Raw genomic sequence first — 25,724 nt, 5'->3', positions numbered from 1 at the left:
CGTCAGAAGTACCCAACGTCAACGAAAGACGAGGTCGCGCGGTGAAGAAGCTGCTCCTGGTCGCACTGGCCGCCATCGGCGGGCTCCTCGTGTACCGCCAGATCCAGGCGGACCGCGCCGAGCAGGACCTGTGGACGGAGGCAACCGACTCCGTGCCTTCTGGTTCCGGCGTGTGAGACCCACCGTTTCCCATAAGGCCCCGGCTGCCGCTGCTGCCGGGGCTTTGTGCTGTTCCGGGGGGAAAAGTTGCGGTACGCAAAGTTCGGGCTTGCGGGAGTGAATCCGGGGTGTGGGTGCGCGTGAGGGGCCGGGTACGGAGAACGGTGCTGGTCGGGGCGGTGGCCGTGGGGTTGGCGGTCGGGGCGGCGCCGGGGATCGGGATCGGGGCGTCGGGGGCCGCGTTCGCGGCCGGAGCCGCGCCGGGGCCGCTGCCGGAGTACCGCGCGGCCGACGGGGCCCGGACCGTGCGGGGCAAACCCTCCAGCGCGGACGCCCCGCTGCTGGAGCCCGGGACGTTCTACGAGGACACCGTCTCCCCCGGCGAACGCTTCTACCGGCTGACCCTCGACGACACGTCCGATGTCTACGTCTCCGCCGTGGTCCGGCCCGCCAAGGGCGCCAAGGTGGGCAACAGCGACGGCATCGAGGTCGAGGTCATGACGAAGGAGGGCCGGCGCTGCCCCAACCCGGGCCGCGCGGGCTTCGGTTACGACCCCGTCCCGATCGCGGCGGCGGCCGTCCGCCGGGTCCGGGAGGACGCCGATTGCCAGGCGGCCGGCATCTACTACGCCAAGGTGACCCGGACCGCGGCCAAGGACTCCGCCCAGGGGCCCTGGCCGGTGGAACTCCTGGTCCGACGCGAGCCCGGCCTGGGCGGCGCCGCGCCCACGGTCGCGCCCAGTGTGTGGCCCTCGGCCTCGCCGACGCTGCCGGGTACGGAAGCGGTGGCCCGTACCGGCGGGACCGGCTTCAACGACGCGCGCGCCGTGGGCAGCGGGGTGTGGCGCGACGACCTGCGGCCCGGGCAGACCCGGTACTACCGCGTCCCGCTTGACTGGGGACAGCAGTTGGGGATCGGCGCGGAGATCGCGGCCGCCGAGATGACCAAGCCGTACGGCTCCGCCGCCGGCGGGCTCACCGTCTCGCTGTACACCCCGTACCGGGGCCTCGTCGACTCCAAGGACACCTCCTACGACGGGAAGCAGGCGGCCGTCACGCTTCCGAAGACGGCGCCGGTGGCGTACGAGAACCGCTACGCGGACGACGCCGAGGAGCGCGGGACGGGAGTGGCCGGCTGGTACTACCTCGCGGTCACGCTGGGCGGGAAGGTGGCGGAGTTCACGCGGGACGCGACGCCGGTGCCGCTGACGCTGCGGATGGACGTCATCGGCGCCCCGGGGAAGGCGCCCGCGTACCGGGAGAGCCTGGACGCGGCCGGGTTCGGGGTGGGACCCGCCGACCGGAGCGCCGCGAAGGAGGGGCTCACCGGTCCGGAGGCCGTCGCGGCGGAGGCCGACCGCTCGGTGCTGCGGGTGGTGGCGGGCGCGGGCTTCGGCACCGGGGCGCTGCTGCTGCTCGGGCTCGGAGGCTGGTTCCTGCTGGCCCGGCGCAGCGGTGCCGCGAGGCCCGGCGGCTAGTGGTGGACCTCTCTCGTCGGACACCCGCTAGATCCGGGTCAGTGCCCAGGTGCCGACCGCGAAGCAGAGCAGGGCTGCGGTGAGAACGGCGGCCGTGACGCGGCGCGGGGGCGGGGTGATCCCGCGGCGGCCCCGCGGCGGTTGAGGTGGCGCGGCGGGCGGGGGGAGGTGGAAGCTCCCGGTCTCCGAGGGGCCGTAGCCCACCGGGGGTCCGAACACCGGGTGCGGCGGGGCAGGGGTCGGGGTCGGGGCGGCTTCGGGGGTGACGGCGACCGGGGGCGGCGCGGTCCGCGGTGTCTGTGGAGTGTGGGGCGCTCCCGGACTCTGGGGGGTTTCGGGCCCGAGGGGGCCGAAACCGGCCGGGAGCGGCCCGAGTTGGTCGAACACGTCGACGGGTTCTTCGTCCGGCGGAGCCGGCGGCAGCAGCTCGACGGCCTCGGCAAGGGCCTTGCGGGCCCCTGTGGCGGTCCGGAACCGCTTCTCCGGGTTCGGGTGCAGGAGGTTCGCGATGACGCCCCACAGGGCTGCGGGGACGCCCTCGGGTGCGACGGGTGTTCCCCGGGTCAGGAAGTGCTCGACGAGCTCCCGGGCATCGGGCCTGCTCCCTTGCAGCAAGTACAGCGCGACCAGACCGACGGCGAAGAGGTCGGCGGGGAAGTCCGGCTCGGCGCCCAGCATTTGCTCGGGGGCGAAGTACCCCGGCGTTCCCACGACGACGTGGGTGTCGGTGAGGCGGGGCTCACCCTTGCGCATCGAGATACCGAAGTCGGACAGCCGCAGGTGGGGTCGGCCCGTCCCGGTCGCCTCCATCAGGATGTTGGCCGGTTTGATGTCGCGGTGGACGACGCCCTCCGCGTGCACCGCCGCCAGCCCCGAGAGGAGCTGGTCGAGCAGGGTGCACACGAAGCGGGGCGGCAGCGGTCCGTAGTCCCCGATCACATGGGCCAGGGAACCGCCGCCGACGAGGTCCATGGTGAACAGGACCTTGTCGTCGTCCGCCGCCCAACTGGCCGGGGCCAGGACGTGGGGGTGATCGATCCGCAGGGCCTGCTCGCGCACGAAGCGCAGCAGGGTGTGGGCGTCACCCTGGAGGAGGACCTTCGCGGCGACGTACCGGCGACGGCGGTGGTCCCAGGTCCGCCAGACGGCGCCGGCGCCGCCCCGTCCGATCGGGTCGACCAGTTCGTACCGGCCGGCGAAGACCTCACCCATCGCTGTGCCCGTCCCCCGTCGTCGCTCGCGCGGTCAGTTCTGGTGGGCCTCGTAGTGGGCGACCGCGTCGGAGGTGCGGCCGGCTCCGTAGACCCGGAGGAACTCGGCGAGTTCCGGATGGCTGGCGGCGAGCGTGTCCGCCGCGTCGATGATGTCGCCGGCCGCGGACACCGACCGCAGCAGGGACTGGATCTCGCGCACGACCCGCTTGACCGTGGGAGCGCCCGAACCGGTGGTCGTCTGACCGCTGTTGCTGAGCACGGAGCCCCCCTGGGTCCGCTTGATCTCGTCCATGCGGTCGGTGGCCTCGGCCGCGCTGACGCTGCCGTCGGCGACCTGGCCGGCGAGGTCCTGGAGCGCCTGGACCCGCTGGACCACGGCCGGATTTCCGATCTTGGCGCGCTGGCCGCTCATCAACTGGGACAACATCGGGGCCGACAGGCCGAGAACGGCAGCGAGGCGGGCCTGGTTCAGCCCCAGGTCGTCTATGAGCCGGCGGAAGAGCGCTCCCAGAGGCTCGCCGTACCAACTGCGCTGGAGCTCCCTGGCTCTGGCGGTGGCCTCTTGCTGTACTGCGTCCACGCTGACAACTCCCCTTCGCTGGTGCGAACCTCGCGAGCATCTTACGGAGCGTGGTCGCGGGGCGGGAGTCCCTATCATTTTGCGGGATGAGGGGGTACACCCGGTACTCTGTTCTGCGGAACGACCACTCCTTCACCGGGGGACGGGCGTATCCGTTTTCGGGGCCTTAGCTCAGTTGGTAGAGCGCTGCCTTTGCAAGGCAGATGTCAGGAGTTCGAATCTCCTAGGCTCCACCTTTAGAAGACCCTCTTGACCTGCGGAAACGCTGGTCAAGGGGGTCTTTTTGTCGCTGTGGGCGGGTACCGTCCGGCGGCGGGCGCAGCCGCCCGGGCGGCTGTTTCACGTGAAACATCGCCCGGGCCGGGAGGCGGGCTTCGCGGACCGCTCCGCGCGGGCGGCCGCGTCGCCCGGACGGGGCAGTCATCGGGCCGGGGCGCGGATGGTGGCCGAGAGTGGGGTGAGGCACTGTGAGCAGGGGGGCGAAACCACGCCGGAGGCGCACACACCATGGGAATCTTCGACTTCCTGAAGTCCGACAAGAAGAGGCAGGAAGAGGCCGCCGAGAAGGCGAAGGAGCAGGTCGAGCAGCAGACCCCGGCCAGGCCGACGGGCCCCAACGACATGGGCGGGAAGTACACCGACGCCGCTTCGTCCGCCAGGGCGGCGGCCGCACCGGCGCCGCCGAAGCCGGCGCCCGGGCACGTGCAGCACAAGACGCCGACTCCGGCCTCGGCCGCGCACAAGGCGGTTCCGGCGGCGCCGAAGCCGCCGTCCGAGGCGCAGCGCACCTACATCGTCAAGACGGGCGACTCCCTCTCCGCGATCGCCCGGCGGGAGCTGGGCAACGAGGGGCGCTGGCGCGAGCTCTACGCCATGAACAAGTCGGTCGTCGGCCCGAACCCGGACATGATCCGTCCGGGCATGGTGCTCATGCTCCCGAGCTGAGCTGAGCCGAGCCGAGCTGAGCCGAGGGGGCGGGGCGGGACCCGGGAACAGCAGGGCCCGCGGACACGGTGAAGGGACCCGGATCGGCTGGATCCGGGCCCCTTCACCGTGCTCGGGTGGTCGGCTACGGCTGCTGCGACTCGCCGTTCGAGTTCGCCTCGTTCTCCTTGGCCGCCAGTTCGTCGTCGAAGTCGGCCGGTTCCGCGTCGCGCCCCGACAGCTCCGTGGCGGCCGGCGGCTCCACCAGCCAGTCCGGGTTGGACTGCTGGTCCCACCACCTCCATGCCGCGTAGGCGGCGCCCGCGAGGACACCGGCCACCGCGAGGCCCTTGAGCAGTCGGCCCGCGCGTGCCCGTCGCTCGTGCTTGCGCACCAGCCGCCGCACCTCCTCGGCCGTCACCTGGCCGCGCAGCGCCGCGAACGCCGCCGCGGAACGTGACGCGGCCTCCTCCGCCATGGGTTGGGCGGCCGCGAGCGCGCTTTCCAGTCGGGGCTGCGTGTAGTCGGCGGCCTGGCGCGCCACCCGGCGCGTCTGGTGCACCGCGGTCGAGGCGGCGCGGTCGACCGGCGGCGGCACGTGCGCCCGCGCTGCCTTGAGCCGCGGGTGCAGATGGCTGTCGTAGGTCGTGCGGGCCTGGCGTGCGGCCTCACCGGCCGCGTACGAGACCTTCGGCGCCAGCCGCTCGTTCGCCTCGTGCGCGTATTGCACAGCCGCGTCCTTGGCGGTTCCTGCGTACGGCGCCACCACTTCCGCTGCGTGCCGCATGCTCTCCCTGGCGTTCTCGGCTGCCAGGCGCACGCTGTCCTTGCGGGTCACGGGATCCTCCTCCTCGGTGGCGGACACAGTTCACCTTTCCACCCTTTGTCGGATCATGCCTGCCCCGACACCAACGGGCATGTGTGACAGGGCATACGGGTGGAGGGTTTCTGTGCGCCGGGCCGCACCGTGGGAGGATCGGGAACCACAGTGAGCACGAGGGAAGGCAGATCCCGTTGGCCGAGAAGCTCTACGCCACGTTGAAGACGAACCACGGCGACATCGAGATCGAGCTGCTGGCGAACTTCGCTCCGAAGACCGTACGGAACTTCGTGGAGCTGGCCACCGGCGAGCGCGAGTGGACCAGGCCGACGGACGGTCAGAAGACCACGGACCCGCTGTACGACGGCACGGTGTTCCACCGCATCATCAGCGGCTTCATGATCCAGGGCGGCGACCCGCTCGGCAACGGCACCGGAGGCCCCGGCTACCAGTTCGCCGACGAGTTCCATCCGGACCTGGCCTTCACCAAGCCGTACCTGGTCGCCATGGCCAACGCCGGCCCGGGCACCAACGGCTCGCAGTTCTTCATCACCGTCGCGCCCACCGCCTGGCTGACCCGCAAGCACACCATCTTCGGCGAGGTCACCGACAAGGCCAGCCGGAAGGTCGTGGACGAGATCGCCGCCCTGCCGACCAACCCGCGCACCGAGCGGCCGCAGGACGACGTGATCATCCGCAGTGTGGTCGTCGAGAAGCGCTGACCCCGCCCCGGCGCCGCGTCGGGAACCTTTCCGCCCCGCCCGTCCGTCCTCGATACGTACCGTGACCGGACCGGTGGGGCGGCGCCCGCGCCGGTCCCGCCGAAGACCGAGGGGATCGATGGACACCGACCGCCTGCCGGGCTGTTATCGCCACCCGGATCGCGACACGGGGATTCGCTGTGTCCGCTGCGAGCGCCCGATCTGCCCGGAGTGCATGATCAGCGCCTCGGTCGGCTTCCAGTGCCCCGAGTGCGTCCGGGAGGGTTCGGGCACCGGTCACCGTCCCGCCGCGAACGCGCCGCGGACCCTGGCGGGCGGCGCGGTCGCCGCCGATCCGCACCTGGTCACCAAGATCCTGATCGGCCTCAACGTCGCGGTGTTCCTCCTCGCGCAACTGGTCCCCGGCCTGCCCCTACGGCTGGAGCTTCTCGGCCGCTACGTGGAGTTCTACGGAGCCCCCCTGGAGGGGGTGTCGACCGGCGAGTACCACCGGCTGCTGACGTCGGTGTTCCTGCACACCGAGTGGTGGCACCTGATCGGCAACATGATCGGTCTGTGGGTGCTCGGCGGCCCGCTGGAGGCGGCCCTGGGCCGGGCCCGCTACCTGGCCGTGTACCTGCTGTCGGGGGTGGGCGGCAGTGCCCTCGTCTATCTGCTGACCGCCCCGAACACGGCGACGCTGGGCGCGTCGGGCGCCGTCTTCGGCCTGCTCGGCGCCACGGCCGTCCTCGCGCGGCGGATGCGGTACGAGATGCGACCGGTGCTCGTCATGGTCGCCCTGATGCTGGTGCTGACCTTCGTCCGGATCGGCGGCATGAGCGTGTCCTGGCAGGCGCACGTGGGCGGCCTGGTGACCGGGGCGCTGGTCACCCTGGGGCTGCTCGCGCCGGCCGCCGGCCGCAAGCGGGCCCTCGTCCAGTGGGGGAGCTGCGCCGCGGTGTTCCTGCTGGCAGTGCTGCTGATCGTGATCAGAACGGCCCAGCTGACAGCGCTCGGCTGAGCGCCGCCCGACCTGCCGGAGCCGCTCACCTGATCACACCGGCGTCAACTCTCCACAGAGTTATCCACAGATCTTCTGCCTTTTCCTCAGGTGTGGATGACGCTGTGGATAACTCATGGGGAGAGCTTCCTTCGGTGGCGGAAGTGCGCTATGCCCGCCGGGCTACTTCCACTGCGTCGAGACGCCGAAGCCCGCCGCGATGAAGCCGAAACCGACCACGATGTTCCAGTTGCCCAGTGATTCGACGGGCAACTGGGTGTCGGTCACATAGAAGACGACGATCCAGGCGAGGCCGATGAGGAAGAAGGCCAGCATGACCGGGGCGACCCAGCTGCGGTTCGTCAACCTGATCGCCTGCGGCTGCCGCGTCGGCGGCGGCGTGTAGTCGTCCTTCTTGCGGATACGTGACTTCGGCACGAGGGGCTCTCCTGTCGATGCGCTGGGGACCTTGCCTGCCCCGGGCGTCCGTTAGCGTAGTGGACCTGTGGCGTTGAAGGAGAAGGGTACGTTGAGCGATTCCGACGACTCCTCCGCGGGTCCCCGCCGCCGGCTCCGGCCGGTCCGGCTGCTGACCGCCGCCGTTTTCGCCCTCGCGGGCCTCATCTTCGTCACCAGCTTCAACACGTCCAAGGGTACGAACATCCGCACGGACGCCTCGCTCCTCAAACTCTCCGACCTCATCCACGAACGCAGCCAGAACAACGGCGAGCTGGAGAAGACGACCGCGGCCGTCCGGGCCCAGGTGGACGCCCTCGCCGAGCGCGACGACGGCAGCACCAAGGCCGAGGACGCCAAACTGGCCGCCCTGCGCGCCGCCTCCGGCACCGAGGAGATCTCCGGCAAGGGGCTGACGGTCACCCTCAACGACGCTCCCCCGAACGCCGCCCCCCGCATCCCCAATGTGCCCGATCCCCAGCCCAACGACCTGGTCATCCACCAGCAGGACCTCCAGGCCGTGGTGAACGCGCTGTGGCAGGGTGGCGCGACGGGCATCCAGATCATGGACCAGCGCCTGATCGCCACCAGCGCCGTGCGCTGCGTCGGCAACACGCTGATCCTCCAGGGTCGGGTCTATTCGCCCCCGTACAAGGTCTCGGCGGTCGGCGACCCGGGCGCGTTGCGCAAGGCGCTGGCGGCCTCGCCGGCCCTGCAGAACTACCAGCTGTACGTCACCGCGTACGGCCTCGGCTGGAAAGTGGACGAGCACAAGGCACTGACACTGCCCGGCTACTCCGGCACAGTGGACCTCCACTATGCGAAGCCGGTGGAACCCGCCACGTCCACGCCGACGCCCTGACGCCGTACTGCGCCTGCTCGTACGGACGTTCAGCGAGGTGTGCCTGACGGTCGGCACGCTGATCGTGCTGTTCGTGGCGTACCTGCTGCTGTGGACGGGCGTCCGGGCCGATCGTGCCATGGACGGCGAGATGGCCCGGTTGCGCGAGAGCTGGTCGGCCCCCGAACGGCCCGCCGGGCACGCGGCGCCGTCCGCACCCGCCCCCGCACCCGCCGCACCACCCACGCCCGCCGCCCGGTCGCCGCTGACCGACGGGCGGCCCTTCGCCGAGATGTACGTCCCCCGCTTCGGCGCGGACTGGAACAAGCCCGTGCTGGAGGGCACCGGCCCGGACACCCTCAAGAAGGGCCTCGGCCACTACCCGGGCACGGCCCGCCCCGGGGAGACCGGGAACTTCTCGGTGGCCGGGCACCGGCGGACGTACGGAGACCCCTTCAAGGACGTGCCGGAGCTCCGCCCCGGCGACGCCGTGATCGTCAAGGACTCCGCGGCCTGGTACACGTACACCGTCCGGGTGGAGCCACTGCGCATCCTGCCCACCGAGACCGGGGTGATCGACCCGGTGCCGGGCGGTTCCCCCTTCACCGCCCCCGGCCGGTACCTGACGCTGACCACCTGCGAGCCGGAATGGGGCCACAGCCACCGCCTGGTGGTGTGGGCGGAGCTCACCGGGGCCCGGCCGGCCGGCCAGGGGCCGCCGGAGGGATTACCGAGGTGACCCCCCTCTTACGGCCGCTGGCTTTAGTCTGTTGCGGTACCGCTCCCGCGGTGCGTGGGAGGAACGTGGAACGAGAGGGAAGCAGGCGCGATGTACGGCTGGATCTGGCGGCACCTGCCCGGCAACGCATTGGTGCGCGCGCTGATCTCGCTCGTACTGGTCCTCGCGGTGGTGTTCGTACTGTTCCAGTACGTCTTCCCGTGGGCCGAGCCGCTCCTTCCGTTCAACGACGTGACGGTGGACGAGGGATCGGGAGCTGCTCCGTGAGCGCGCGCATTCTGGTTGTCGACAACTACGACAGCTTTGTCTTCAATCTGGTCCAGTACCTCTACCAGCTCGGCGCCGAGTGCGAGGTCCTGCGCAACGACGAGGTGGAGCTCGCCCACGCCCAGGACGGCTTCGACGGCGTGCTGCTGTCGCCCGGCCCGGGAACCCCGGAGGAGGCGGGCGTCTGCGTCGACATGGTGCGGCACTGCGCCGGTACGGGCGTCCCGGTCTTCGGTGTCTGCCTCGGCATGCAGTCGATGGCCGTCGCCTACGGAGGGGTCGTCGGTCGGGCGCCCGAGCTGCTGCACGGCAAGACCTCGCCCGTGGTGCACGAGGGGCTCGGCGTGTTCGCGGGGCTGCCCTCGCCGTTCACCGCGACCCGCTACCACTCGCTCGCGGCCGAGCCGCTGACCCTGCCCGACGCGCTGGAGGTCACCGCACGCACCGAGGACGGCATCATCATGGGGCTGCGGCACCGGGAACACGACGTCGAGGGCGTCCAGTTCCATCCCGAGTCCGTGCTCACGGAGTGGGGTCACCGGATGCTCGCGAACTGGCTCGTGCGCTGCGGTGACGCCGGCGCCGTCGAGCGGTCGGTGGGGCTGGCCCCGGTGGTGGGCAAGGCCGTCGCGTGACGACCGTCGCGCCGTCCGCCCCCACGGGGGGCCGGGCCGCGCGGCGCAAGGCGGCACAGGCGGCCGCGAAGCGTACGCACGCGCGGGCGCGCAAGGGGGGCGGCGGACGTCGCCGCGGGCGCCCGCGCTCGGGCGGTCCGCTGGTGGTGCTGAGCCGGGCCTTCGGGGAGCTGTTCATCACCGTCGGGGTGGTGATGCTGCTGTTCGTCACCTACCAGCTCTGGTACACCAACGTACTGGCGGGGCGGACGGCGGACGGGGCCGCGGGCTCGCTGCGGCAGAACTGGGAACACGCGCCCGCCGGGTCGGCCGCGCCGCCGCCGGCGGCCTTCGAGCCCGGCCAGGGCTTCGCGATCCTGCACATCCCGAAGCTGGACGTGAAGGTGCCGGTGGCGGAGGGCGTCAGCAAGACACAGGTGCTCGACAAGGGGATGGTCGGTCACTACGGCGAGGGGCCGCTGAAAACGGCGATGCCGTCCGACGCACAGGGCAACTTCGCGCTGGCCGGTCACCGCAACACCCACGGCGAACCGTTCCGCTTCATCAACCGGCTGGTGCCGGGTGACCCGATCGTGGTGGAGACCCGGGACGCGTACTACACCTACGAGATGACCTCCGCGCTGCCGCAGACCTCGCCGGCCAATGTGTCGGTGATCAAGCCGGTCCCCCAGGGTTCGGGGTTCACCGGACCCGGCCGGTACATCACGCTGACGACCTGCACGCCGGAGTTCACCAGCACCTACCGGATGATCGTATGGGGCAGGATGACCGACGAACGCCCCCGCAGCAAGGGTGCTCCGCCCGCGCTGACCAGCCCGTAAGGACGAACAAGCAGTGTCACGTGCCGCGCCGCCCCAGAGCCGCAGTGTGCTCGCCGGGTTCCTGAGCCTGCTGGGCGAGCTCCTGATCACCGTGGGCCTGGTGCTGGGCCTGTTCGTGGCGTACTCCCTGTGGTGGACGAACGTGCTCGCGGACCGGCAGGCTTCGGCCCGCGCCGACGAGATCCGCCGGCAGTGGCAGACCGCCCCGGGGACGAACGGGCCCGAGGCGCCGGGGGCGCTGGACACCCAGGGGGGCGTCGGGTTCCTGCACGTACCGGCGATGGACAACGGCGAGGTGCTGGTCAAACCGGGCACCTCGCCGGAGGTCCTCAACGACGGGGTCGCCGGGTACTACACGGAGCCGGTGAAGGCGGCGCTGCCGTGGGAGGAGAAGGGCAACTTCACGCTGGCGGCGCACCGCGACGGACACGGCGCGAAGTTCCACGACATCGACAAGGTGAAGAACGGCGACGCGATCGTCTTCGAGACGCGCGACACCTGGTACGTCTACAAGGTCTTCGCGGAGCTGCGGCAGACCTCGAAGTACGACGTGGACGTGATCAATCCGGTCCCCAAGGAGTCGGGCAAGACCGCCCCGGGACGCTACGTCACGCTGACGACCTGCACGCCCGTCTACACCTCGAAGTACCGGTACGTGGTGTGGGGCGAGCTGGTGCGCACGGAGAAGGTGGACGCCGGGCGCACCCCGCCCGCGGAACTGCGCTGACGGGAACGGCCCGGTCCTCCCCCGAGGGGGAGGACCGGGCCGTTGTCGTGGAACCGGGCCGGCGCCCGGGGCCGGGCTCAGCGGCGGGTACCGCCCGTGAGGCCGCCGAAGAAGCCCCCGTCCTGGCCCTTGGCGGTGCGGACGTTGACCACCGTGCCGGTGGGGACCGGAGCGCCGACCGCCGGGTTCGAGTCCAGGACCACCGCGTTGTCGTCCGTCGGACCGGCCAGGACCGAGCCGAATGCGAGGCCGCTCGCCTGGAGGGTCAGCTTGGCCTGGGCCACGGTCTGACCGGTCAGCGGCGGCACCACCGTCGGCGTCGCCGGGGCGGCCTTGGCGATGCTGACGTTGACCGTGGTGCCCTTGGCCAGCTCCTGGCCCGGCGCGTACTGCTGCTGCACGATCGTCTTCGGCGCCGTGCCGGCGGGAGCGTCGACCTCGGTGACGCTGCCGAGCTTGAGCTTGGCGTCGGAGAGCAGCTTGGCCGCCACGTCCTGCGTCTTGCCGGTGAGGTCCGGGACGGTGCCCTTCGCGATCTCCTTCGAGACGGTCAGGGTGACGACCGAACCCTTCTCCGCCGAGACGTCGGACTTGGGGTCCTGGTCCATGACGATGCCGGGCGACTGGTCGGACTCGACGAGCTTCTTGTCGACCTGGAAGCCCTTGCCCGTCAACATGGACTCGGCGACCTCGACCTTGAGCCGCAGGACGTCCGGGACCCCCACCTTGGGCGCGCCCGAGGAGATCTTGACCTTGACCGGGGAGTTCTTGTCGACCTTGGTGTCCGGCGCCGGGCTCTGTTGGCAGACGCGCCCCTTGGGCTGGTCGGCACACTCCATTTCGCCGTCCTGGACCACCGAGAGACCGACGTTCTTGCCCCGCTCCTGGGCCGAGGCCAAGGTCTCGCCGGTCAGCTTCGGGACGGAGGGCCGGTTGTCGGCGCCACCGGTGAACAGGGTGCGGCCGATGAGGATGGCGCCGACCAGGACGAGGACGGCGGCGACGGCCAGCAGGACCGTCGAGGCGCGGCTCTTCTTCTGCGGTCGCCGGCCGTGGCCGCCCTGGTCGTAGCCGCCGTGGCCCTGGTCGCCGTACCCGTAGCCGCCGTCGCCGGGGGCCGTCGGGGGCATCATCGAGGTCTGGCCGGGGTCGGGGCTGCGCAGGGCGGTGGTGGGCTGGTCGTAGCCCTGGGGGCCGTACCCGTGGCCCTGGTCGCCGTAGCCGTAGCCGACGGCGCCCATGGCGGCGGTCGCGGCGACGGGCTGCCCGTCGAGGCACGCCTCGATGTCGGCGCGCATCTCGTCGGCGGACTGGTAGCGGTAGTCGGGGTCCTTGACCAGCGCCTTGAGGACGATGGCGTCCATCACCGGCGTGATCTCGGGGTCGAAGTTGGACGGCGGCTGCGGTTCCTCGCGCACGTGCTGGTAGGCGACGGCGACCGGGGAGTCGCCCACGAACGGCGGCCGGACACAGAGGAGCTCGTAGAGCAGGCAGCCGGCGGAGTAGAGGTCGGAGCGCGCGTCGACCTGCTCGCCCTTGGCCTGCTCGGGGGAGAGGTACTGGGCGGTGCCGATGACGGCGGCGGTCTGCGTCATGGTCATGCCGGAGTCGCCCATGGCGCGGGCGATGCCGAAGTCCATGACCTTGACCTGGCCGGTGCGGGTCAGCATCACGTTGGCGGGCTTGATGTCGCGGTGCACGATGCCGGCGCGGTGCGAGTACTCGAGGGCCTGGAGGATGCCGATGGTCATTTCCAGGGTGCGCTCGGGCAGCAGCTTGCGCCCGGAGTGCAGCAGTTCGCGCAGGGTGGACCCGTCGACGTACTCCATCACGATGTACGGGATGGAGATGTTGTCTACGTAGTCCTCGCCGGTGTCGTAGACGGCGACGATCGCCGGGTGGTTGAGCGACGCGGCCGACTGGGCCTCGCGGCGGAACCGGGCCTGGAAGGACGGGTCGCGGGCGAGGTCGGCGCGCAGGGTCTTGACGGCGACGGTACGGCCGAGCCGGGTGTCGTGACCGAGGTAGACCTCGGCCATGCCACCACGGCCGAGCACGTGGCTCAGCTCGTACCGGCCGCCGAGGCGACGCGGCTCTTCCATAACTTGCAGCCCTCTCCGTCAGTCCCGACCGCACCTGTGTGTGGTCCGGCGGTGTGCTGTTCGCGCAAAGGCTACCGGCCGATCGGAGGTGATCGTCTCGTGACCACAGGCTGATACGAGACCGGTACCGAGCGCTCGGATCCTGTCTCCGCTTCTCATCCCTTGCTCTTCACGATGGCTTCCATGACCGCCTTGGCGACCGGCGCCGCCAGGCCGCCACCGGTGATGTCCTCACGGTCGGCGGCGCTGTCCTCGATGACGACGGCGACGGCGACGGGGGAGGAACCGTCCGGGAGCTTGGCGTAGGAGATGAACCAGGCGTACGGGCGCTTGGCGTTCTTCTCGCCGTGCTGGGCGGTCCCGGTCTTGCCGCCGACGATCACGCCCGGGATCTTGGCCGGGGTGCCGGTTCCGTTCTCGACGACGTTGACCATCATCTGCTGGACCTTCTGCGCGTTGGCGGCGGAGAGGGGCCGGCTCATCTCCTGCGGCTCGTGCTTCTCGATCACGTCCAGGTTCGGCGCGGTCAGCTGGTCGACCATGTACGGCTTCATCAGCTTGCCGTCGTTGGCGACGGCCGCGGTCACCATGGCCATCTGGAGCGGGGTGGCGGCGGTGTTGAACTGACCGATGGAGCTCTGTGCGTTGCCGTCCCGGCCCATGGTCTTGTCGTACACGCTGGCGAAGGCGCGCACGGGGGTGTCGATGGTGCTGTTGAACCCGAACTTCTGGGCCATGTCGACCATCTTGTCGCGGCCGACCTTGTCGCCCATGTTCGCGAAGACCGAGTTGCAGGAGACCCGCAGCGCGTTGTTCAGGCTTGACTTCTCGCAGCCGCTGGCGTGGTTGACCATCGGGGTCTTGGTGCCCGGCAGGATGTACGGCTCGGGGGTGTCCGTGGGCGCGTCGATGTCGGTGACGACGCCGTTCTCCAGCGCGGCGGAGGCCGTGACGACCTTGAAGGTGGAGCCCGGCGGGTAGGTCTCGCGCAGGGCGCGGTTGACGAGGTTCTTGTCCTCGCTGTCATTGAGCTCGCGCCAGGCCTTGCCGTCGTCCTTCGAGAACCCGGCGAACTTGGACGGGTCGTAGGACGGCGTGCTGACCAGGGCCAGGATGGCGCCGGTCCGCGGGTCGATCGCCGCGACGGCGCCCTTCTTGGTGCCGAGCTGCTCGTACGCGGCCTTCTGGGCGGCGGCGTTCAGGGTGGTGACGACGTTGCCGCCCTGCTTCTTCTCGCCGGTGAACATGCCGACGGTGCGGTCGAAGAAGAGCCGGTCGTCGTTGCCGGTGAGGATGCCGTCGTCGATGTTCTCCAGCTGCGTCGAGCCGAACGCCTGCGAGGCGTAGCCGGTGACCGGCGCCCAGAGGGGGCCGTCGGTGTAGGTCCGCTTGAACTTGAAGTCGCTGCCGTCGGTGACCTTGGAGCCGGTGATGGGCTGGCCCTGGACGATGATGTTGCCGCGTTCGGTGGCGTACTGGGCGATCTGGACCCGGCGGTTTTCCTTGCGGGTGCTGAGTTCCTCGGCCTGGACGTACTGCAGCCAGTTCGTTCGGATCAGCAGCGCGAGGACGAGCAGCCCGCAGAACAGCGAGATGCGGCGCAGGGGCTTGTTCATGACGGGCGGACCACCTGGGTCATCTCGGAGTCGGGGGACGGGGCGGGAGCCGGGGCCGGGCGGCGCGCGGTGTCGCTGATCCGGATCAGGATGGCGATGAGCACCCAGTTCGCGAGGACGGAGGAACCGCCGGAGGCGAGGAAGGGCATGGTCATGCCGGTGAGGGGGATGAGGCCCATGACTCCGCCTGCGACGACGAAGATCTGCAGGGAGAAAGCGCCGGAGAGGCCGATGGCGAACAGCTTGCCGAACGGGTCGCGGGCGGCGAGGGCGGTGCGGACACCGCGCTCGATGATCAGGCCGTAGAGCAGGAGGAAGGCCATGACGCCACAGAGCCCGAGCTCCTCGCCGACGGTGGAGAAGATGAAGTCGGAGTTGGCGGCGAAGCCGATCAGGTCCGAGTTGCCCTGTCCCCAGCCGGTGCCGAGGACCCCACCGGAACCGAAGCTCATGATCGACTGGCCGACCTGCTCGCAGGCGCCGGACTTGCTGTAGCAGGCGAACGGGTCGAGCCAGGCGGTGACGCGGACCTTGACGTGGCTGGCGGTGGTGCCGACGACGACGGCGCCGCCGACCGACATGAGCAGACCGATCACGATCCAACTGGTGCGCTCGGTGGCCACGTACAGCATGATCACGAACATGCCGAAGAAGAGCAGCGACGTACCCAGGTCGTTCTCGAAGATCAGGACGAGCAGGCTCATCGCCCAGATCATCAGGATCGGTCCGAGGTCGCGGCCACGCGGCAGGTAGAGACCCATGAAGCGGCGGCTGGCCAGGGCCAGGGCGTCGCGCTTCACCATCAGGTAGCCGGCGAAGAAGATCGCGATCACGATCTTCGCGAACTCGCCGGGCTGGATGGAGAAACCGCCGACGCTGATCCAGATCTTGGCGCCGAAGACATCGGCGCCCAGGCCCGGGACGACGGGCAGGATCAGCAGGACCAGCGAGGCGGCCATGGAGATGTACGTGAACCGCTGGAGCACGCGGTGGTCCTTCAGGACCAGCAGCACCACCGCGAAGAGGGCGAGGGCGAGCGCCGTGTACATCATCTGCCGGGGCGCGGACTCGGTGAACGTGCCGAACTGGCGCTTGGCGAGGTTCTGGAGCCGCTCGGACTGGTCGAGCCGGTAGATGATCACGAGCCCGAGTCCGTTGAGCAGCGTGGCGATCGGCAGCAGCAACGGGTCGGCGTACTTGGCGTAGCGGCGTACGACGAGGTGCGCCAGACCGGCGAGCACGCCGAGGCCGAGCCCGTAGGTGAGCATGCCCGGGGGCAGCTCGCCGTGGATCGACAGGCCCACGTTGGCGTAGGCGAAGATCGGGATGACCACGGCGAAGGCGAGCAGCAGGAGCTCGGTGTTCCGCCGGCTCGGCAGCTCGATCGCGCCGATGGTGGTCGTGTTGGTGACAACGCTCATGGTGTGGCAGGCCCCCTGCGCCCGCGTGTGGCTACGGCTTTTCGCACTGGGCGGCCAGCTGCTGCTCCGCCGGAGTCAGGCTGGGGCCGGGTGTCGGGCTGTTCTGCGCCTCGGCGGCGCGGCGGGCTTCGTCCTTCTTGCAGGCGGACACCTGGGCGCCGAGCTCGTCGATCTTCTTGCGGGCCGTGTCGAGGCTGCCTTCGCCGATGGTGGCCTCGACCTGCTTGCGCTTGAAGGACGGCAGGTACTTCAGTTCGATGTCGGGGTGGTCGGTCTCCACCTGCGAGAGGTGGATCCAGGCGAGATTCTGGCTGATGCCGCGGTACAGCGCGACGTGCTCGTCCTTGACGCCGACGTAGAACTGGGTCTGGGTCCAGCGGTGTCCGGCGTACACGCCGCCGCCGATCACACCCGCGACGAGGAGCAGGAGCAGGGTCCTGGTGGTCCACTTGCGCCCTTTGCCGCGGCGCCTGCGGGGCTTGTCGTACGTGTCCTCGTAGCCGGAGTCGGAGTCGTAGGCGCCGCTGTCGGCGTCGCCGAAACCGCCGTACCCGCCGCCCTGGCCCTGGTCGGGGTATCCGTAGCCGGGGTGGTCGCCGCTGCCGGGCGGCCCGAAGGCGCCGGCGGGCGGTGCGGCCGGGCGGCCGAGCCCGGAGGCGCGGCCGGCCGGGGTCTGCATGGCGTTGCCGTCGAAGAGCTGGTGCTGGTTCTCGGCGACCGCGCCGACGACGACCGGGGTGTCGTTGAGCTGGGCGGCGAGGGTGTCGCCGCTGTCGGTGTCGAGGACGTCGGCCACGATGCAGGTGATGTTGTCGGGGCCGCCGCCGCGCAGGGCGAGCTGGATCAGGGACTGCACGGTCTCGTGCGGACCGTGGTAGTCGGCGAGGGTCTCCTCCAGCGTCTGGTGGGAGACGACGCCGGACAGCCCGTCGGAGCAGATCAGGTAGCGGTCGCCGGGTCGGACCTCGCGGATGGAGAGGTCCGGTTCGACGATGTCGCCGCTGCCGAGGGCCCGCATGAGCAGCGAGCGCTGCGGGTGGGTGGTGGCTTCCTCTTCCGTGATGCGGCCCTCGTCGACGAGGCGCTGCACCCAGGTGTGGTCCTGGGTGATCTGCGTGAGGACGCCGTCGCGCAGCAGGTAGGCACGGGAGTCGCCGACGTGGACGAGGCCGAGGCGCTGGCCGGTCCACAGCAGGGCGGTCAGGGTGGTGCCCATGCCTTCGAGCTGTGGGTCCTCCTCGACCATGACGCGCAACTGGTCGTTGGCGCGCTGCACGGCGACGCTGAGGGCGGTGAGGATGTCGGAGCCCGGGACGTCGTCGTCGAGCTGCACGAGGGTGGAGATCACCTCGGAGCTGGCGACCTCGCCGGCGGCCTGGCCACCCATGCCGTCGGCGATCGCGAGCAGGCGGGGGCCGGCGTAACCGGAGTCCTCGTTGCCCTCGCGGATCATGCCCTTGTGCGATCCGGCGGCGAACCGCAGGGACAGACTCATGCGCACCTGCCCTGTCGACGCTGCCTCCGGGTACAACCGGTCTCGAGCCACACTGCCCACCCTCCGGTCGGGAGCGCGCTCGGTTCCGTGTCCCCGATGGGACGGACCGCCGCGGCTCGCTCGCTCCGCTCGCTCATTCTCGTACTACTTCCGCAGCTCGATGACGGTCTTGCCGATGCGGATCGGGGCGCCCGGCGGGATGGGCGTCGGGGTGGTCAGCCGGGTCCGGTCGAGATAGGTGCCGTTGGTGGACCCGAGATCCTCGACGATCCACTGGCCGTCCGTGTCGGGGTAGATCCTGGCATGACGGCTGGACGCGTAGTCGTCGTCCAGCACGATCGTGGAGTCGTGGGCGCGGCCCAGGGTGATCGTCTGCCCCGAGAGGGCGACCGTGGTTCCCGTGAGGGTGCCCTCGGACACGACGAGTTTGGTCGGCGCCCCGCGGCGCTGCCGCTGCTGCGGGGGCGCGGTGGGGCGCCCCGTCTGCTGCGGGGCACCGCCCGCGCCGCCGCGGCGCGAGCCGCGTTGCGTGACTCTCGTACCGAAGAGGTCACTACGGATGACCTGGACGGCCACGATGACGAACAGCCACAGAACGGCCAGGAAACCCAACCGCATGACCGTCAGGGTCAGCTCTGACATTGCCCCCGCTTCACCCTTCGGCTTGCCGGTAAATGATGGTGGTGCTGCCCACGACGATCCGCGAGCCGTCGCGGAGCGTAGCGCGGGTGGTGTGCTGCCCGTCCACCACGATGCCGTTGGTGGACCCGAGATCCTGGATCGTCGGGGGTGTTCCGGTCCGGATCTCACAGTGCCGGCGCGATACGCCGGGGTCGTCGATCCGCACATCGGCCTCGGTGCTTCGGCCGAGTACGAGCGTGGGGCGCGAGATCTGGTGGCGGGTGCCGTTGATCTCGATCCAGCGGCGCGTGGTGCCGGGTGCGCCCGCTCCGGGACCGGCTCCGGGCCCGCCCCGGCGTGCGGCGGGACCGCCGGGCGGCGGGGCGCTGGGCATGGGCGGGGCGGCGACCGGGGGGTACCCGTATCCGCCCTGCTGCGGGCTCTGGGGAGCCTGCCCCTGCCCTTGCCCCTGCGGGGCGCCCGGCTGGGAGGTGCTGGAGGCGAGGGTGCGACTGCGGACGCGGTAGAGACCGGTGTCCAGGTCGTCGGCCTTCTCCAGGTGCACCTTGATGGGGCCCATGAAGCTGTAGCGCTGCTGCTTGGCGTAGTCGCGGACGAGGCCCGCGAGCTCGTCGCCGAGCTGGCCGGAGTAGGGGCTCAGGCGGTCGTAGTCACCGGTGCTGAGTTCCACGATGAAGTCGTTGGGGACGACGGTCCGCTCGCGGTTCCAGATCGTGGCGTTGTTGTCGCACTCGCGCTGGAGGGCGCCGGCGATCTCCACCGGCTGTACTTCGGACTTGAAGACCTTGGCGAAGGTGCCGTTCACCAGACCTTCGAGTCGCTGCTCGAACCGCTTCAGAACTCCCATGGGGCACCTCCTCCGTCGTTGTCGCCCTGTACTGCTTACTGATCGTATCCACGCGTGGCGGATTCGGGTGGTTCCCCTCCGGTCCTGTGCCCAGGAGTGTTGGTGCTCACAAGGATCGTAGGGGCGCTCCGGGAACAGTGTCCCGCACCGGGAGCGGAGTGCGGGAGGGGACCGTCGTGGCGGTGGTCGGGGGCGGTCGGAAAGCGATGTGATTCCACCCCGTCCGACGTGCTAATGTTTCGACGTCGCCAGGGGAACGGCCCGAAAGGGAAGAACCGCTGGGGAGCTGCTCGGGCGAGTGGCGGAACGGCAGACGCGCTGGCTTCAGGTGCCAGTGTCCTTCGGGACGTGGGGGTTCAAATCCCCCCTCGCCCACTGAGAACGCCGATGAAACGGTGTTCTTGGCAACGACGAAACGGTCGTCATCGCGAAAGCGATGGCGGCCGTTTCGCTTTGCCCGTTTCGTTTCGCTTCGCCCTCGCGGGGTTTTCGCCCTCACCGGCCGCGTGGGGCGCCCGCGTTCCCGACCGCTTCCATGAGGGTGCGTCAGGCGCGGGCGCCGGTGACGTACGTCATGGAGGGCGCCGTGCGATTCCCACGGAAATCGGTGACATGCGTGACCCCGGGCCCGGTGGCGCCGCGGGCAGGCTGGGCGCATGAGCGCGGACTGTGGGGGTACGGCGGGAAGACCGGCCGTGATGTGGGCGGCGACCCTGTTGAGGGATCTGGCGGGTTGGCTGCGACGGGCGCCGGTGCCGGTGCCCGAGGGGGGTCGGGCGATCTCCCATTCCGCGGACGCGCGCCTGGCGATCTGGGCGGTGACCGGGGTGGACCTCGTCGTCGAAGCCGTCGTCGACGCGGTGGTACCGGCGGCGCTGCGGGTGTTCCACCTGCTGTGGGTCGGGTGCGCGTTCGTGCTCTGTGTGGGGGTGTGCGCGATGACCGCCCGTACTCCCCACCTCCTGGACGGGCGGGTGTTGCGGCTGCGGACCGGACCCTTTCGGGCGCTGACCCTTCCGCTGGCGGAGGTGGTGAGCGTACGGGTCGAGCACGGATTGACGGTCGGACACGGACTGCGGCGGTCGCCGGACGACGTCGAGGCGGTGGCGTGCTCGGTGAGCAGCGCCACCACCGTGCTCCTCGTCCTGGCGGCGCCGGTGGAGGTGCGGTTGCGGCGGGGTGGGCCCGTCATGGCCCGTCGGGTCCGGTTCACCGCCGACCGGCCGGCGGAGGCCGCCCGCCTGATCGCGGCGGAGGTGGCGCGGGTGGCCGGTCCGGGCGGCCTCGACTTTCGGCGTGCGGCGCGCGACGAAAGAGGACGGTCTGCGGAGCGCCGGGGTGTCTAGGGTCGGGCGCGTGGATGCGACGGCGAGAATGCGGGCGGCCCGGGACTGGTTGAAGGGGCCCGAGCCGTGGACCCGGCGCACCCTGGCGGTGGATCTGGCGCTCGTGGGAGTGCTGGTGGTGCTCGGCCTCGGGGTGGAGGAACTCGACCACGGCTCCCCGCGGCGGATGGTGGCCGGCGCCCTCGTCGTGGCGCTGCTGGTGCTGCTGCGGCGCCGGCTGCCGGTGGCGACCTTGGTCGTGGCGGCGGCCGTGTCCCCGTTCCTGCCCGGAACCCTGTTGGTGACGAGCCTGCTGGGTTGGTCGGCGGGACGCAGGATCGTCGGGGTGGGCCGGGCCCTGGGCGCCTTCACCGCGGCCTTCGTCGCGGAGGTCGGCCTGAGCGTGGTGCGGCAAGGGGCGTCCATGCGGCCGTTGCTGGTGATCGTCTTCTCGACGTTGGTGTTCCTGGCGACCACCGTGATGCCGGGCCTGGCCGGCCGCTACTGGTCGCAGCGCCGCACCCTGCTGCGCGCCCTACAGGAACGCAACGGGCAGTTGCTGCGCGAGCGGGCGATGGTCGCCGGGCAGGCCCGGCTGCGGGAACGGCAGCGCATCGCGCAGGACATGCACGACAGCCTGGGGCACCATCTGGTGTTGATCTCGGTGCACACGGGAGCGCTGGAGGTGGACCCGAAGCTCACCGACCGCCAGCGCGAGGCGGTGGGCGTGCTGCGGAACGCCTCGGTCGCGGCGATGCATGAATTGCGCGAGGTCGTCGGCATCCTCCGCGACGGGGTCGAGGCCCCGGTCCCGGTCGAGGAGGTGGCGCAGCCCGCGGCGCGCGGGGTGGCGGGCATCGCCGGGATCGTGGAGGCGGCCCGGGGCGCCGGGACCGACGTACGGCTGACCACCTCGGGCCAGCCGAGGCCGTTGGCGGCGGCCTGCGACCACGCGGCGTACAGGATCGTGCAGGAGGCGCTGACCAACGCCTACAAGCACGCCCCGGGCGCGCGGATCACGGTGGAGCTGCGGTACGAGGACGACTCGCTGGTGGTGGAGATCGCCAACGGACCGGCGGCCGGAGCGGGCGGCGCCGAGGTGGTGTCGGGCGGGCAGGGGCTGACGGGGTTGCGGGAGCGGGCCCGGCTGGTCGGCGGAATGGTCTACGCGGGCGCCGCCGACGGCGGGGGGTTCCGGGTGGCCGGTGTGCTGCCGTACGGGGCGGAGCCGGCGGGGGCGGAGGAAGTCGCCGACGACTTCGGCCAACAGGCCCGTCCACCGGCGTCGCAGGCCGCGCCGGAGCTGGACTGGGCGGCGGTGGACCGCGAGTTGGAGGTGCGTGGCCGCAGCCGCACCGGGGGTGTCGCCCTCGGGTGCGGTATCGCCTTCGCGGCCGTGGTGTCGCTCGTCATCGTCATCGGGGCCGGCGTGGCGCTCGTGGTGGGTTCGGCGACGGACGCGATGATCAGCCGCGCCGACTTCGACGCGGTGCGCGTGGGCGAGTCGGAGCAGGCGGTCCGCGACCGGTTGCCGGACGGGCAGAACTTCGTGACCTCGGGCATGGAACAGAAGGGCCCGCCGCGGCCGGAGGACAGCCACTGCCTGGTCCTCCTGTCCGAGGAGGATTCACACCTGACGACCGATACCGCTTTCCGGTTCTGCTTCAAGGACGGCAAGCTCGTCGACAAGCAGGCGTACGAGGTCGAACAGTAGGAGCGCGGGTGCCGGCCAGAGTGATTCGAGTGGTGATCGCCGACGATGAGCCGCTGATCCGGGCCGGGATCAGGATGATCCTTACCTCGGCGCCGGACATCGAGGTCGTCGCGGAGGCGGCGAACGGCCGAGAGGCGGTGGAGCTGGCTCGCGCCCACGCCCCGGACGTGCTGTTGCTGGACATCCAGATGCCCGTGATGGACGGGCTGACGGCCCTCGACGAGCTGGGCCGCGCGGTGCCCGACGTGCGGGCGCTGGTCCTCACCACCTTCGGGGAGAGGGAGAACGTCCTGCGGGCCCTGAGGCAGGGCGGTGCGGGGTTCCTGCTCAAGGACTCGGCCCCCGGCGAACTGATCGGGGCGGTACGGGCGGCCGCGGCGGGGGACGCGTACCTCTCGCCCGGGGCGGCGCGGCACGTCGTCGACCAGTTGGCGTCGGGACGGGCCGCGGGGCGGAGCGAGGAGGCCCGGCGCCGGATCGCGGAGCTGAGCGGGCGCGAACGCGGGGTGCTGGCCCTCCTGGGAGAGGGACTGTCCAACGCGGACGCCGGCCGACGGCTGCACATGAGCGAGGCGACGGTGAAGACGTACGTGAGCCGCATCCTGGCCAAGTTGGACTGCGAGAACCGGGTCCAGGCCGCCCTGCTGGCCAGGGACGCCGGGCTGTAGATACGGTCAGGCCGAATCATTGATATCGGCCGGGAAGTACGGCAGTTACGGGTGGGGGGCGGCACGCATGGTGGCGGTACCGGCGGAGCAGACAGTCGAAACGGGACCGGCGACCGGAGCCGGGCGGATACCGCGCGTCGCCGGGTTCGCGCCGCGGGTCGTGGCGGGCTCGGCGAAGGAGACGGGCAAGGCGCTGCGCGCACGCGTGCCGCGCTCGGCCCACGCGCGGTTCGAGGCTCCGGCCGGACGGCCGGACGCCGTGCGCGCGGTCGAGGAGTCCAACGTCGGGCGGGTCGCGGAACTCACGCCGATCCGCGTGGGCCGGATGGCCGCGAACCCCTTCGCGTTCCTGCGGGGCGCGGCGGGCCTGATGGCGCACGACCTGTCCGGCGGCCCGGTGACCGGTGTAGGCGCGCAGATCTGCGGTGACGCGCACGCGGCCAACTTCGGTCTCTACGGGGACGCGCGCGGCCGGCTCGTCATCGACCTGAACGACTTCGACGAGACCGTGTTCGGTCCGTGGGAGTGGGACGTGAAGCGGCTGGCGACCTCGCTGGTCCTGGCCGGTCGGGTGGCGGGAGCGGACGAGGACACCTGCCGGGCGGCCGCACTGGACGCCGTGGGCGCCTACCGGCGGACCATGCGGCTGCTGGCCAAGCTGCCGGCGCTCGACGCGTGGAACGCCATCGCGGACGAGGAACTGGTCTCGCACACCGATGCGCGGGACCTGCTGGGCACGCTGGAACGGGTCTCGGAGAAGGCCCGCAACAACACCTCCGCCCGGTTCGCGGCCAAGTCGACGGAGCCCGGCCCCGACGGGTTCCGCCGCTTCGTGGACGCCCTTCCGGTGCTGCGCCGCGTCGGCGACGAGGAGGCGGCTGCCGTGGCGACCTCGCTGGGCCCCTACCTGAACACCCTGCAGGGCGACCGACTGCCGCTGCTGGCCCGGTACGCCATCCACGACGTGGCGTTCCGCGTGGTCGGCACCGGAAGCGTGGGCACCCGCTCGTACGTGGTGCTGCTGCTGGATCACCGTGGGGAGCCGCTGGTGCTCCAGGTGAAGGAGGCGCGGCCCTCCGTGCTGCTCCCGCACCTGCCCGCGCTGGGCTTCCACGCGCCGGAGGAGGAGCACGAGGGTCGCCGGGTGGTGGCAGGGCAGCAGCGGATGCAGGTGGTTTCCGACATCCTGCTGGGCTGGACCACCGTGGAGGGGCGGCCCTACCAGGTCCGTCAGTTCCGCAACCGCAAGGGCAGTGTGGATCCGGCGGCGCTGGCCCCCGAGCAGATCGACGACTACGGGCGGATGACCGGCGCCCTGCTGGCCCGGGCCCACGCGCACAGTGCCGACCCGCGGGTGCTCGCGGGGTACTGCGGCAAGAACGAGGAGCTGGACGAGGCGATGGCGGCCTTCGCCGTGGCCTACGCGGACCGGAGCGAGGCCGACCACGCCTATCTGGTGGCGGCGGTCCGGTCGGGCCGGATCGCGGCCGAGTTCGGCGTCTGACCGGCCGGTTCCTCCGCGGTGGGTGACGGGCGGTGGGCGGCGGGTCCCGGTGGATGTTTCACGTGAAACACGGTGGATGTTTCACGTGCGGATGTTTCACGTGAAACACGGAACATGCACCGGGGCGGCCGGGCCTTAGGCTGGCCGGGTGAGCGAGCACACGGAGCAGACAGTCCCCCCAGAGCCCGCCGACTCCGGCGGTGAGCGGCCCGAGGCCCGGCTCGACCGGGCGGTGCGCGCCGCCGAGCAGGCGCTGATCGAGTTCGAGATCGCGGTGGAGACCTTCCGGGTGGAGGTGGAGAACTTCTCCCGGCTGCACCACCAGAAGCTCGGCCCGATGTACGCGCGGCTCGACGAGCTGGACGCGCTGATCGCGGAGGCGAAGGCCGCGCGTACCGGTGATCCCGAGGACCTGCGGCGGGCCCGCGACGCGCGGTCGCTGGTGATGCCGATGCCCGGGGTCGATGAGCTGTTCCACGACTGGATGGGCTCGGACGGGATCTCCGACGACGCCTCCGCGATGCTGACCGACCGTACGGTGCGCCCGCCGGAGCGGGTGCGTCCGACGGAGGAGGTGCGTCGGCTCTACCGCGAGCTGGTGCGCAAGGCGCATCCGGATCTCGCCCAGGACGAGGCCGAGCGGGCACGGCGGGACGCGTTCATCGCCCGGGTCAACGCGGCGTACGGGCGGGGCGAGGAAACGCTGCTCCGCGAGTTGGCCGAGGAGTGGGCGGCGGGTCCCGTGCCGGAGGCGGCACGGCCGAGCGAGAGCGAGGAGCTGTACGCGCGGCTGGAGTGGCTGGCGCGGCGCAAGGAGCTCTTGGCGTCGATGGCGCGCGAGCTGGAGGAGAGCGCGATCGGGTCGATGCTGCGGATGGCCCCGGACGACCCGGACCGGCTGCTGGACGAGATCGCCGAGCAGCTGCTGGCCGACGTCTCGCAGCGTGAGACGGAACTGGCGGGTCTGACCGCCGAGCAGTGAGGCGCCCGGCCGGGCGGCCGGAAGTCGGCCCCGGACGGTACGAGAC

The 25,724-nt window shown here is 71.1% G+C and carries 25 protein-coding genes, 2 tRNA genes and 1 pseudogene; 18 read left to right on the top strand and 10 right to left on the bottom strand.

The window, feature by feature from the left end; translation table 11 throughout:
• Positions 1-41 precede the first annotated feature (41 nt).
• Positions 42-176: a DLW-39 family protein gene (locus tag ACFVXJ_RS10900; protein ID WP_208809277.1), complete on the top strand. Its 135-nt coding sequence runs from the start codon at positions 42-44 to the stop codon at positions 174-176.
• A gap of 147 nt (positions 177-323) precedes the next feature.
• On the top strand, positions 324-1,637 hold the full coding sequence (locus tag ACFVXJ_RS10895) for a hypothetical protein (RefSeq protein WP_389661406.1): 1,314 nt from the start codon (positions 324-326) through the stop codon (positions 1,635-1,637).
• A gap of 27 nt (positions 1,638-1,664) precedes the next feature.
• On the opposite strand, the gene ACFVXJ_RS10890 is transcribed toward ACFVXJ_RS10895, so the two are convergent.
• The gene (locus ACFVXJ_RS10890) at positions 1,665-2,849 is read right to left on the bottom strand and encodes a serine/threonine-protein kinase (RefSeq protein ID WP_389661405.1); all 1,185 of its coding nucleotides are present in this window, start codon (positions 2,847-2,849) and stop codon (positions 1,665-1,667) included.
• A gap of 33 nt (positions 2,850-2,882) precedes the next feature.
• Positions 2,883-3,431: a helix-turn-helix domain-containing protein gene (locus ACFVXJ_RS10885; RefSeq protein WP_389661403.1), complete on the bottom strand. Its 549-nt coding sequence runs from the start codon at positions 3,429-3,431 to the stop codon at positions 2,883-2,885.
• A gap of 160 nt (positions 3,432-3,591) precedes the next feature.
• Between ACFVXJ_RS10885 and ACFVXJ_RS10880 the strand changes: the two genes are divergently transcribed.
• Together ACFVXJ_RS10880 and ACFVXJ_RS10875 are read left to right on the top strand one after the other, a co-directional pair.
• Positions 3,592-3,664: transfer RNA gene (locus ACFVXJ_RS10880), tRNA-Ala, on the top strand.
• Between the two features lie 274 nt (positions 3,665-3,938).
• Positions 3,939-4,376 carry a LysM peptidoglycan-binding domain-containing protein gene (locus ACFVXJ_RS10875; RefSeq protein ID WP_389661401.1) on the top strand — a complete coding sequence of 146 codons (438 nt, stop codon included), beginning with the start codon at positions 3,939-3,941 and terminating at the stop codon, positions 4,374-4,376.
• A gap of 124 nt (positions 4,377-4,500) precedes the next feature.
• On the opposite strand, the gene ACFVXJ_RS10870 is transcribed toward ACFVXJ_RS10875, so the two are convergent.
• Entirely contained in the window at positions 4,501-5,193 is a 693-nt protein-coding gene (locus ACFVXJ_RS10870) for a DUF5324 family protein (protein ID WP_389661399.1), read from the bottom strand.
• Between the two features lie 176 nt (positions 5,194-5,369).
• Between ACFVXJ_RS10870 and ACFVXJ_RS10865 the strand changes: the two genes are divergently transcribed.
• Together ACFVXJ_RS10865 and ACFVXJ_RS10860 are read left to right on the top strand one after the other, a co-directional pair.
• The gene (locus ACFVXJ_RS10865) at positions 5,370-5,897 is read left to right on the top strand and encodes a peptidylprolyl isomerase (RefSeq protein WP_389661397.1); all 528 of its coding nucleotides are present in this window, start codon (positions 5,370-5,372) and stop codon (positions 5,895-5,897) included.
• Positions 5,898-6,015: 118 nt separating this feature from the next.
• Positions 6,016-6,897, top strand: coding sequence for a rhomboid family intramembrane serine protease (locus tag ACFVXJ_RS10860; RefSeq protein WP_389661395.1), 882 nt, complete (start codon positions 6,016-6,018; stop codon positions 6,895-6,897).
• Between the two features lie 162 nt (positions 6,898-7,059).
• On the opposite strand, the gene crgA is transcribed toward ACFVXJ_RS10860, so the two are convergent.
• On the bottom strand, positions 7,060-7,314 hold the full coding sequence (crgA, locus tag ACFVXJ_RS10855; RefSeq protein ID WP_136210290.1) for a cell division protein CrgA: 255 nt from the start codon (positions 7,312-7,314) through the stop codon (positions 7,060-7,062).
• 91 nt (positions 7,315-7,405) lie between these two features.
• Between crgA and ACFVXJ_RS10850 the strand changes: the two genes are divergently transcribed.
• The 6 genes and pseudogenes from ACFVXJ_RS10850 (at position 7,406) to ACFVXJ_RS10825 (ending at position 11,362) form a co-directional block, all read left to right on the top strand.
• Positions 7,406-8,194, top strand: a complete 789-nt coding sequence (locus tag ACFVXJ_RS10850; RefSeq protein WP_389661392.1) for a DUF881 domain-containing protein — start codon at positions 7,406-7,408, stop codon at positions 8,192-8,194.
• The gene (locus ACFVXJ_RS10845; protein ID WP_389661390.1) at positions 8,151-8,912 is read left to right on the top strand and encodes a class E sortase; all 762 of its coding nucleotides are present in this window, start codon (positions 8,151-8,153) and stop codon (positions 8,910-8,912) included. Before ACFVXJ_RS10850 ends, ACFVXJ_RS10845 begins: the two co-directional genes overlap by 44 nt.
• Positions 8,913-9,002: 90 nt before the next feature.
• Positions 9,003-9,179 (top strand): hypothetical protein, encoded by a 177-nt coding sequence (locus tag ACFVXJ_RS10840; protein WP_389661388.1) that lies wholly within the window; start codon positions 9,003-9,005, stop codon positions 9,177-9,179.
• The gene (locus ACFVXJ_RS10835; protein ID WP_361312817.1) at positions 9,176-9,814 is read left to right on the top strand and encodes an aminodeoxychorismate/anthranilate synthase component II; all 639 of its coding nucleotides are present in this window, start codon (positions 9,176-9,178) and stop codon (positions 9,812-9,814) included. Before ACFVXJ_RS10840 ends, ACFVXJ_RS10835 begins: the two co-directional genes overlap by 4 nt.
• Positions 9,815-9,951: 137 nt before the next feature.
• Positions 9,952-10,635 (top strand): annotated as a pseudogene (locus tag ACFVXJ_RS10830) (class E sortase); the annotation flags it as partial.
• A 13-nt stretch (positions 10,636-10,648) separates the two neighbouring features.
• Positions 10,649-11,362 carry a class E sortase gene (locus tag ACFVXJ_RS10825; protein WP_389661385.1) on the top strand — a complete coding sequence of 238 codons (714 nt, stop codon included), beginning with the start codon at positions 10,649-10,651 and terminating at the stop codon, positions 11,360-11,362.
• Positions 11,363-11,439: 77 nt separating this feature from the next.
• On the opposite strand, the gene pknB is transcribed toward ACFVXJ_RS10825, so the two are convergent.
• The 6 genes from pknB to ACFVXJ_RS10795 form a co-directional block, all read right to left on the bottom strand.
• Complete coding sequence (gene pknB / locus ACFVXJ_RS10820) at positions 11,440-13,464, bottom strand: Stk1 family PASTA domain-containing Ser/Thr kinase (RefSeq protein ID WP_389661383.1); 2,025 nt, start codon at positions 13,462-13,464, stop codon at positions 11,440-11,442.
• A gap of 155 nt (positions 13,465-13,619) precedes the next feature.
• Positions 13,620-15,080: a peptidoglycan D,D-transpeptidase FtsI family protein gene (locus ACFVXJ_RS10815; protein WP_389661381.1), complete on the bottom strand. Its 1,461-nt coding sequence runs from the start codon at positions 15,078-15,080 to the stop codon at positions 13,620-13,622.
• The gene (locus tag ACFVXJ_RS10810; protein WP_389661379.1) at positions 15,077-16,501 is read right to left on the bottom strand and encodes an FtsW/RodA/SpoVE family cell cycle protein; all 1,425 of its coding nucleotides are present in this window, start codon (positions 16,499-16,501) and stop codon (positions 15,077-15,079) included. The genes ACFVXJ_RS10815 and ACFVXJ_RS10810 overlap by 4 nt, the downstream gene beginning before the upstream one ends.
• Before the next feature lie 31 nt (positions 16,502-16,532).
• Positions 16,533-17,996, bottom strand: coding sequence for a PP2C family protein-serine/threonine phosphatase (locus ACFVXJ_RS10805; RefSeq protein ID WP_389661377.1), 1,464 nt, complete (start codon positions 17,994-17,996; stop codon positions 16,533-16,535).
• Between the two features lie 144 nt (positions 17,997-18,140).
• Positions 18,141-18,638: an FHA domain-containing protein gene (locus tag ACFVXJ_RS10800; protein WP_389661375.1), complete on the bottom strand. Its 498-nt coding sequence runs from the start codon at positions 18,636-18,638 to the stop codon at positions 18,141-18,143.
• 10 nt (positions 18,639-18,648) lie between these two features.
• A complete protein-coding gene (locus ACFVXJ_RS10795; RefSeq protein ID WP_389661373.1) occupies positions 18,649-19,485 on the bottom strand; it encodes an FhaA domain-containing protein in 837 nt (278 codons plus the stop codon).
• A gap of 292 nt (positions 19,486-19,777) precedes the next feature.
• Here ACFVXJ_RS10795 and ACFVXJ_RS10790 point away from each other — a divergent pair.
• The 6 genes from ACFVXJ_RS10790 to ACFVXJ_RS10765 all read left to right on the top strand — a co-directional run bounded on the left by ACFVXJ_RS10790 (position 19,778) and on the right by ACFVXJ_RS10765 (position 25,678).
• Positions 19,778-19,860: transfer RNA gene (locus ACFVXJ_RS10790), tRNA-Leu, on the top strand.
• 281 nt (positions 19,861-20,141) lie between these two features.
• Positions 20,142-20,831 carry a hypothetical protein gene (locus ACFVXJ_RS10785; protein ID WP_389661371.1) on the top strand — a complete coding sequence of 230 codons (690 nt, stop codon included), beginning with the start codon at positions 20,142-20,144 and terminating at the stop codon, positions 20,829-20,831.
• Positions 20,832-20,859: 28 nt separating this feature from the next.
• Positions 20,860-22,524 (top strand): sensor histidine kinase, encoded by a 1,665-nt coding sequence (locus ACFVXJ_RS10780; RefSeq protein WP_389661570.1) that lies wholly within the window; start codon positions 20,860-20,862, stop codon positions 22,522-22,524.
• An 8-nt stretch (positions 22,525-22,532) separates the two neighbouring features.
• Positions 22,533-23,192, top strand: coding sequence for a response regulator (locus ACFVXJ_RS10775; RefSeq protein WP_389661369.1), 660 nt, complete (start codon positions 22,533-22,535; stop codon positions 23,190-23,192).
• Between the two features lie 67 nt (positions 23,193-23,259).
• Positions 23,260-24,696 (top strand): DUF2252 domain-containing protein, encoded by a 1,437-nt coding sequence (locus ACFVXJ_RS10770; RefSeq protein WP_389661367.1) that lies wholly within the window; start codon positions 23,260-23,262, stop codon positions 24,694-24,696.
• Positions 24,697-24,844: 148 nt separating this feature from the next.
• Positions 24,845-25,678 carry a J domain-containing protein gene (locus ACFVXJ_RS10765; RefSeq protein WP_389661365.1) on the top strand — a complete coding sequence of 278 codons (834 nt, stop codon included), beginning with the start codon at positions 24,845-24,847 and terminating at the stop codon, positions 25,676-25,678.
• The last annotated feature ends 46 nt before the right edge of the window (positions 25,679-25,724 follow it).

Source organism: Streptomyces sp. NPDC058279 (genome assembly GCF_042881255.1).
GTDB lineage: Bacteria > Actinomycetota > Actinomycetes > Streptomycetales > Streptomycetaceae > Streptomyces.
The sequence above is the reverse complement of the archived record's forward strand: the minus strand, read 5'-3'. Positions and strand labels throughout refer to the sequence as shown.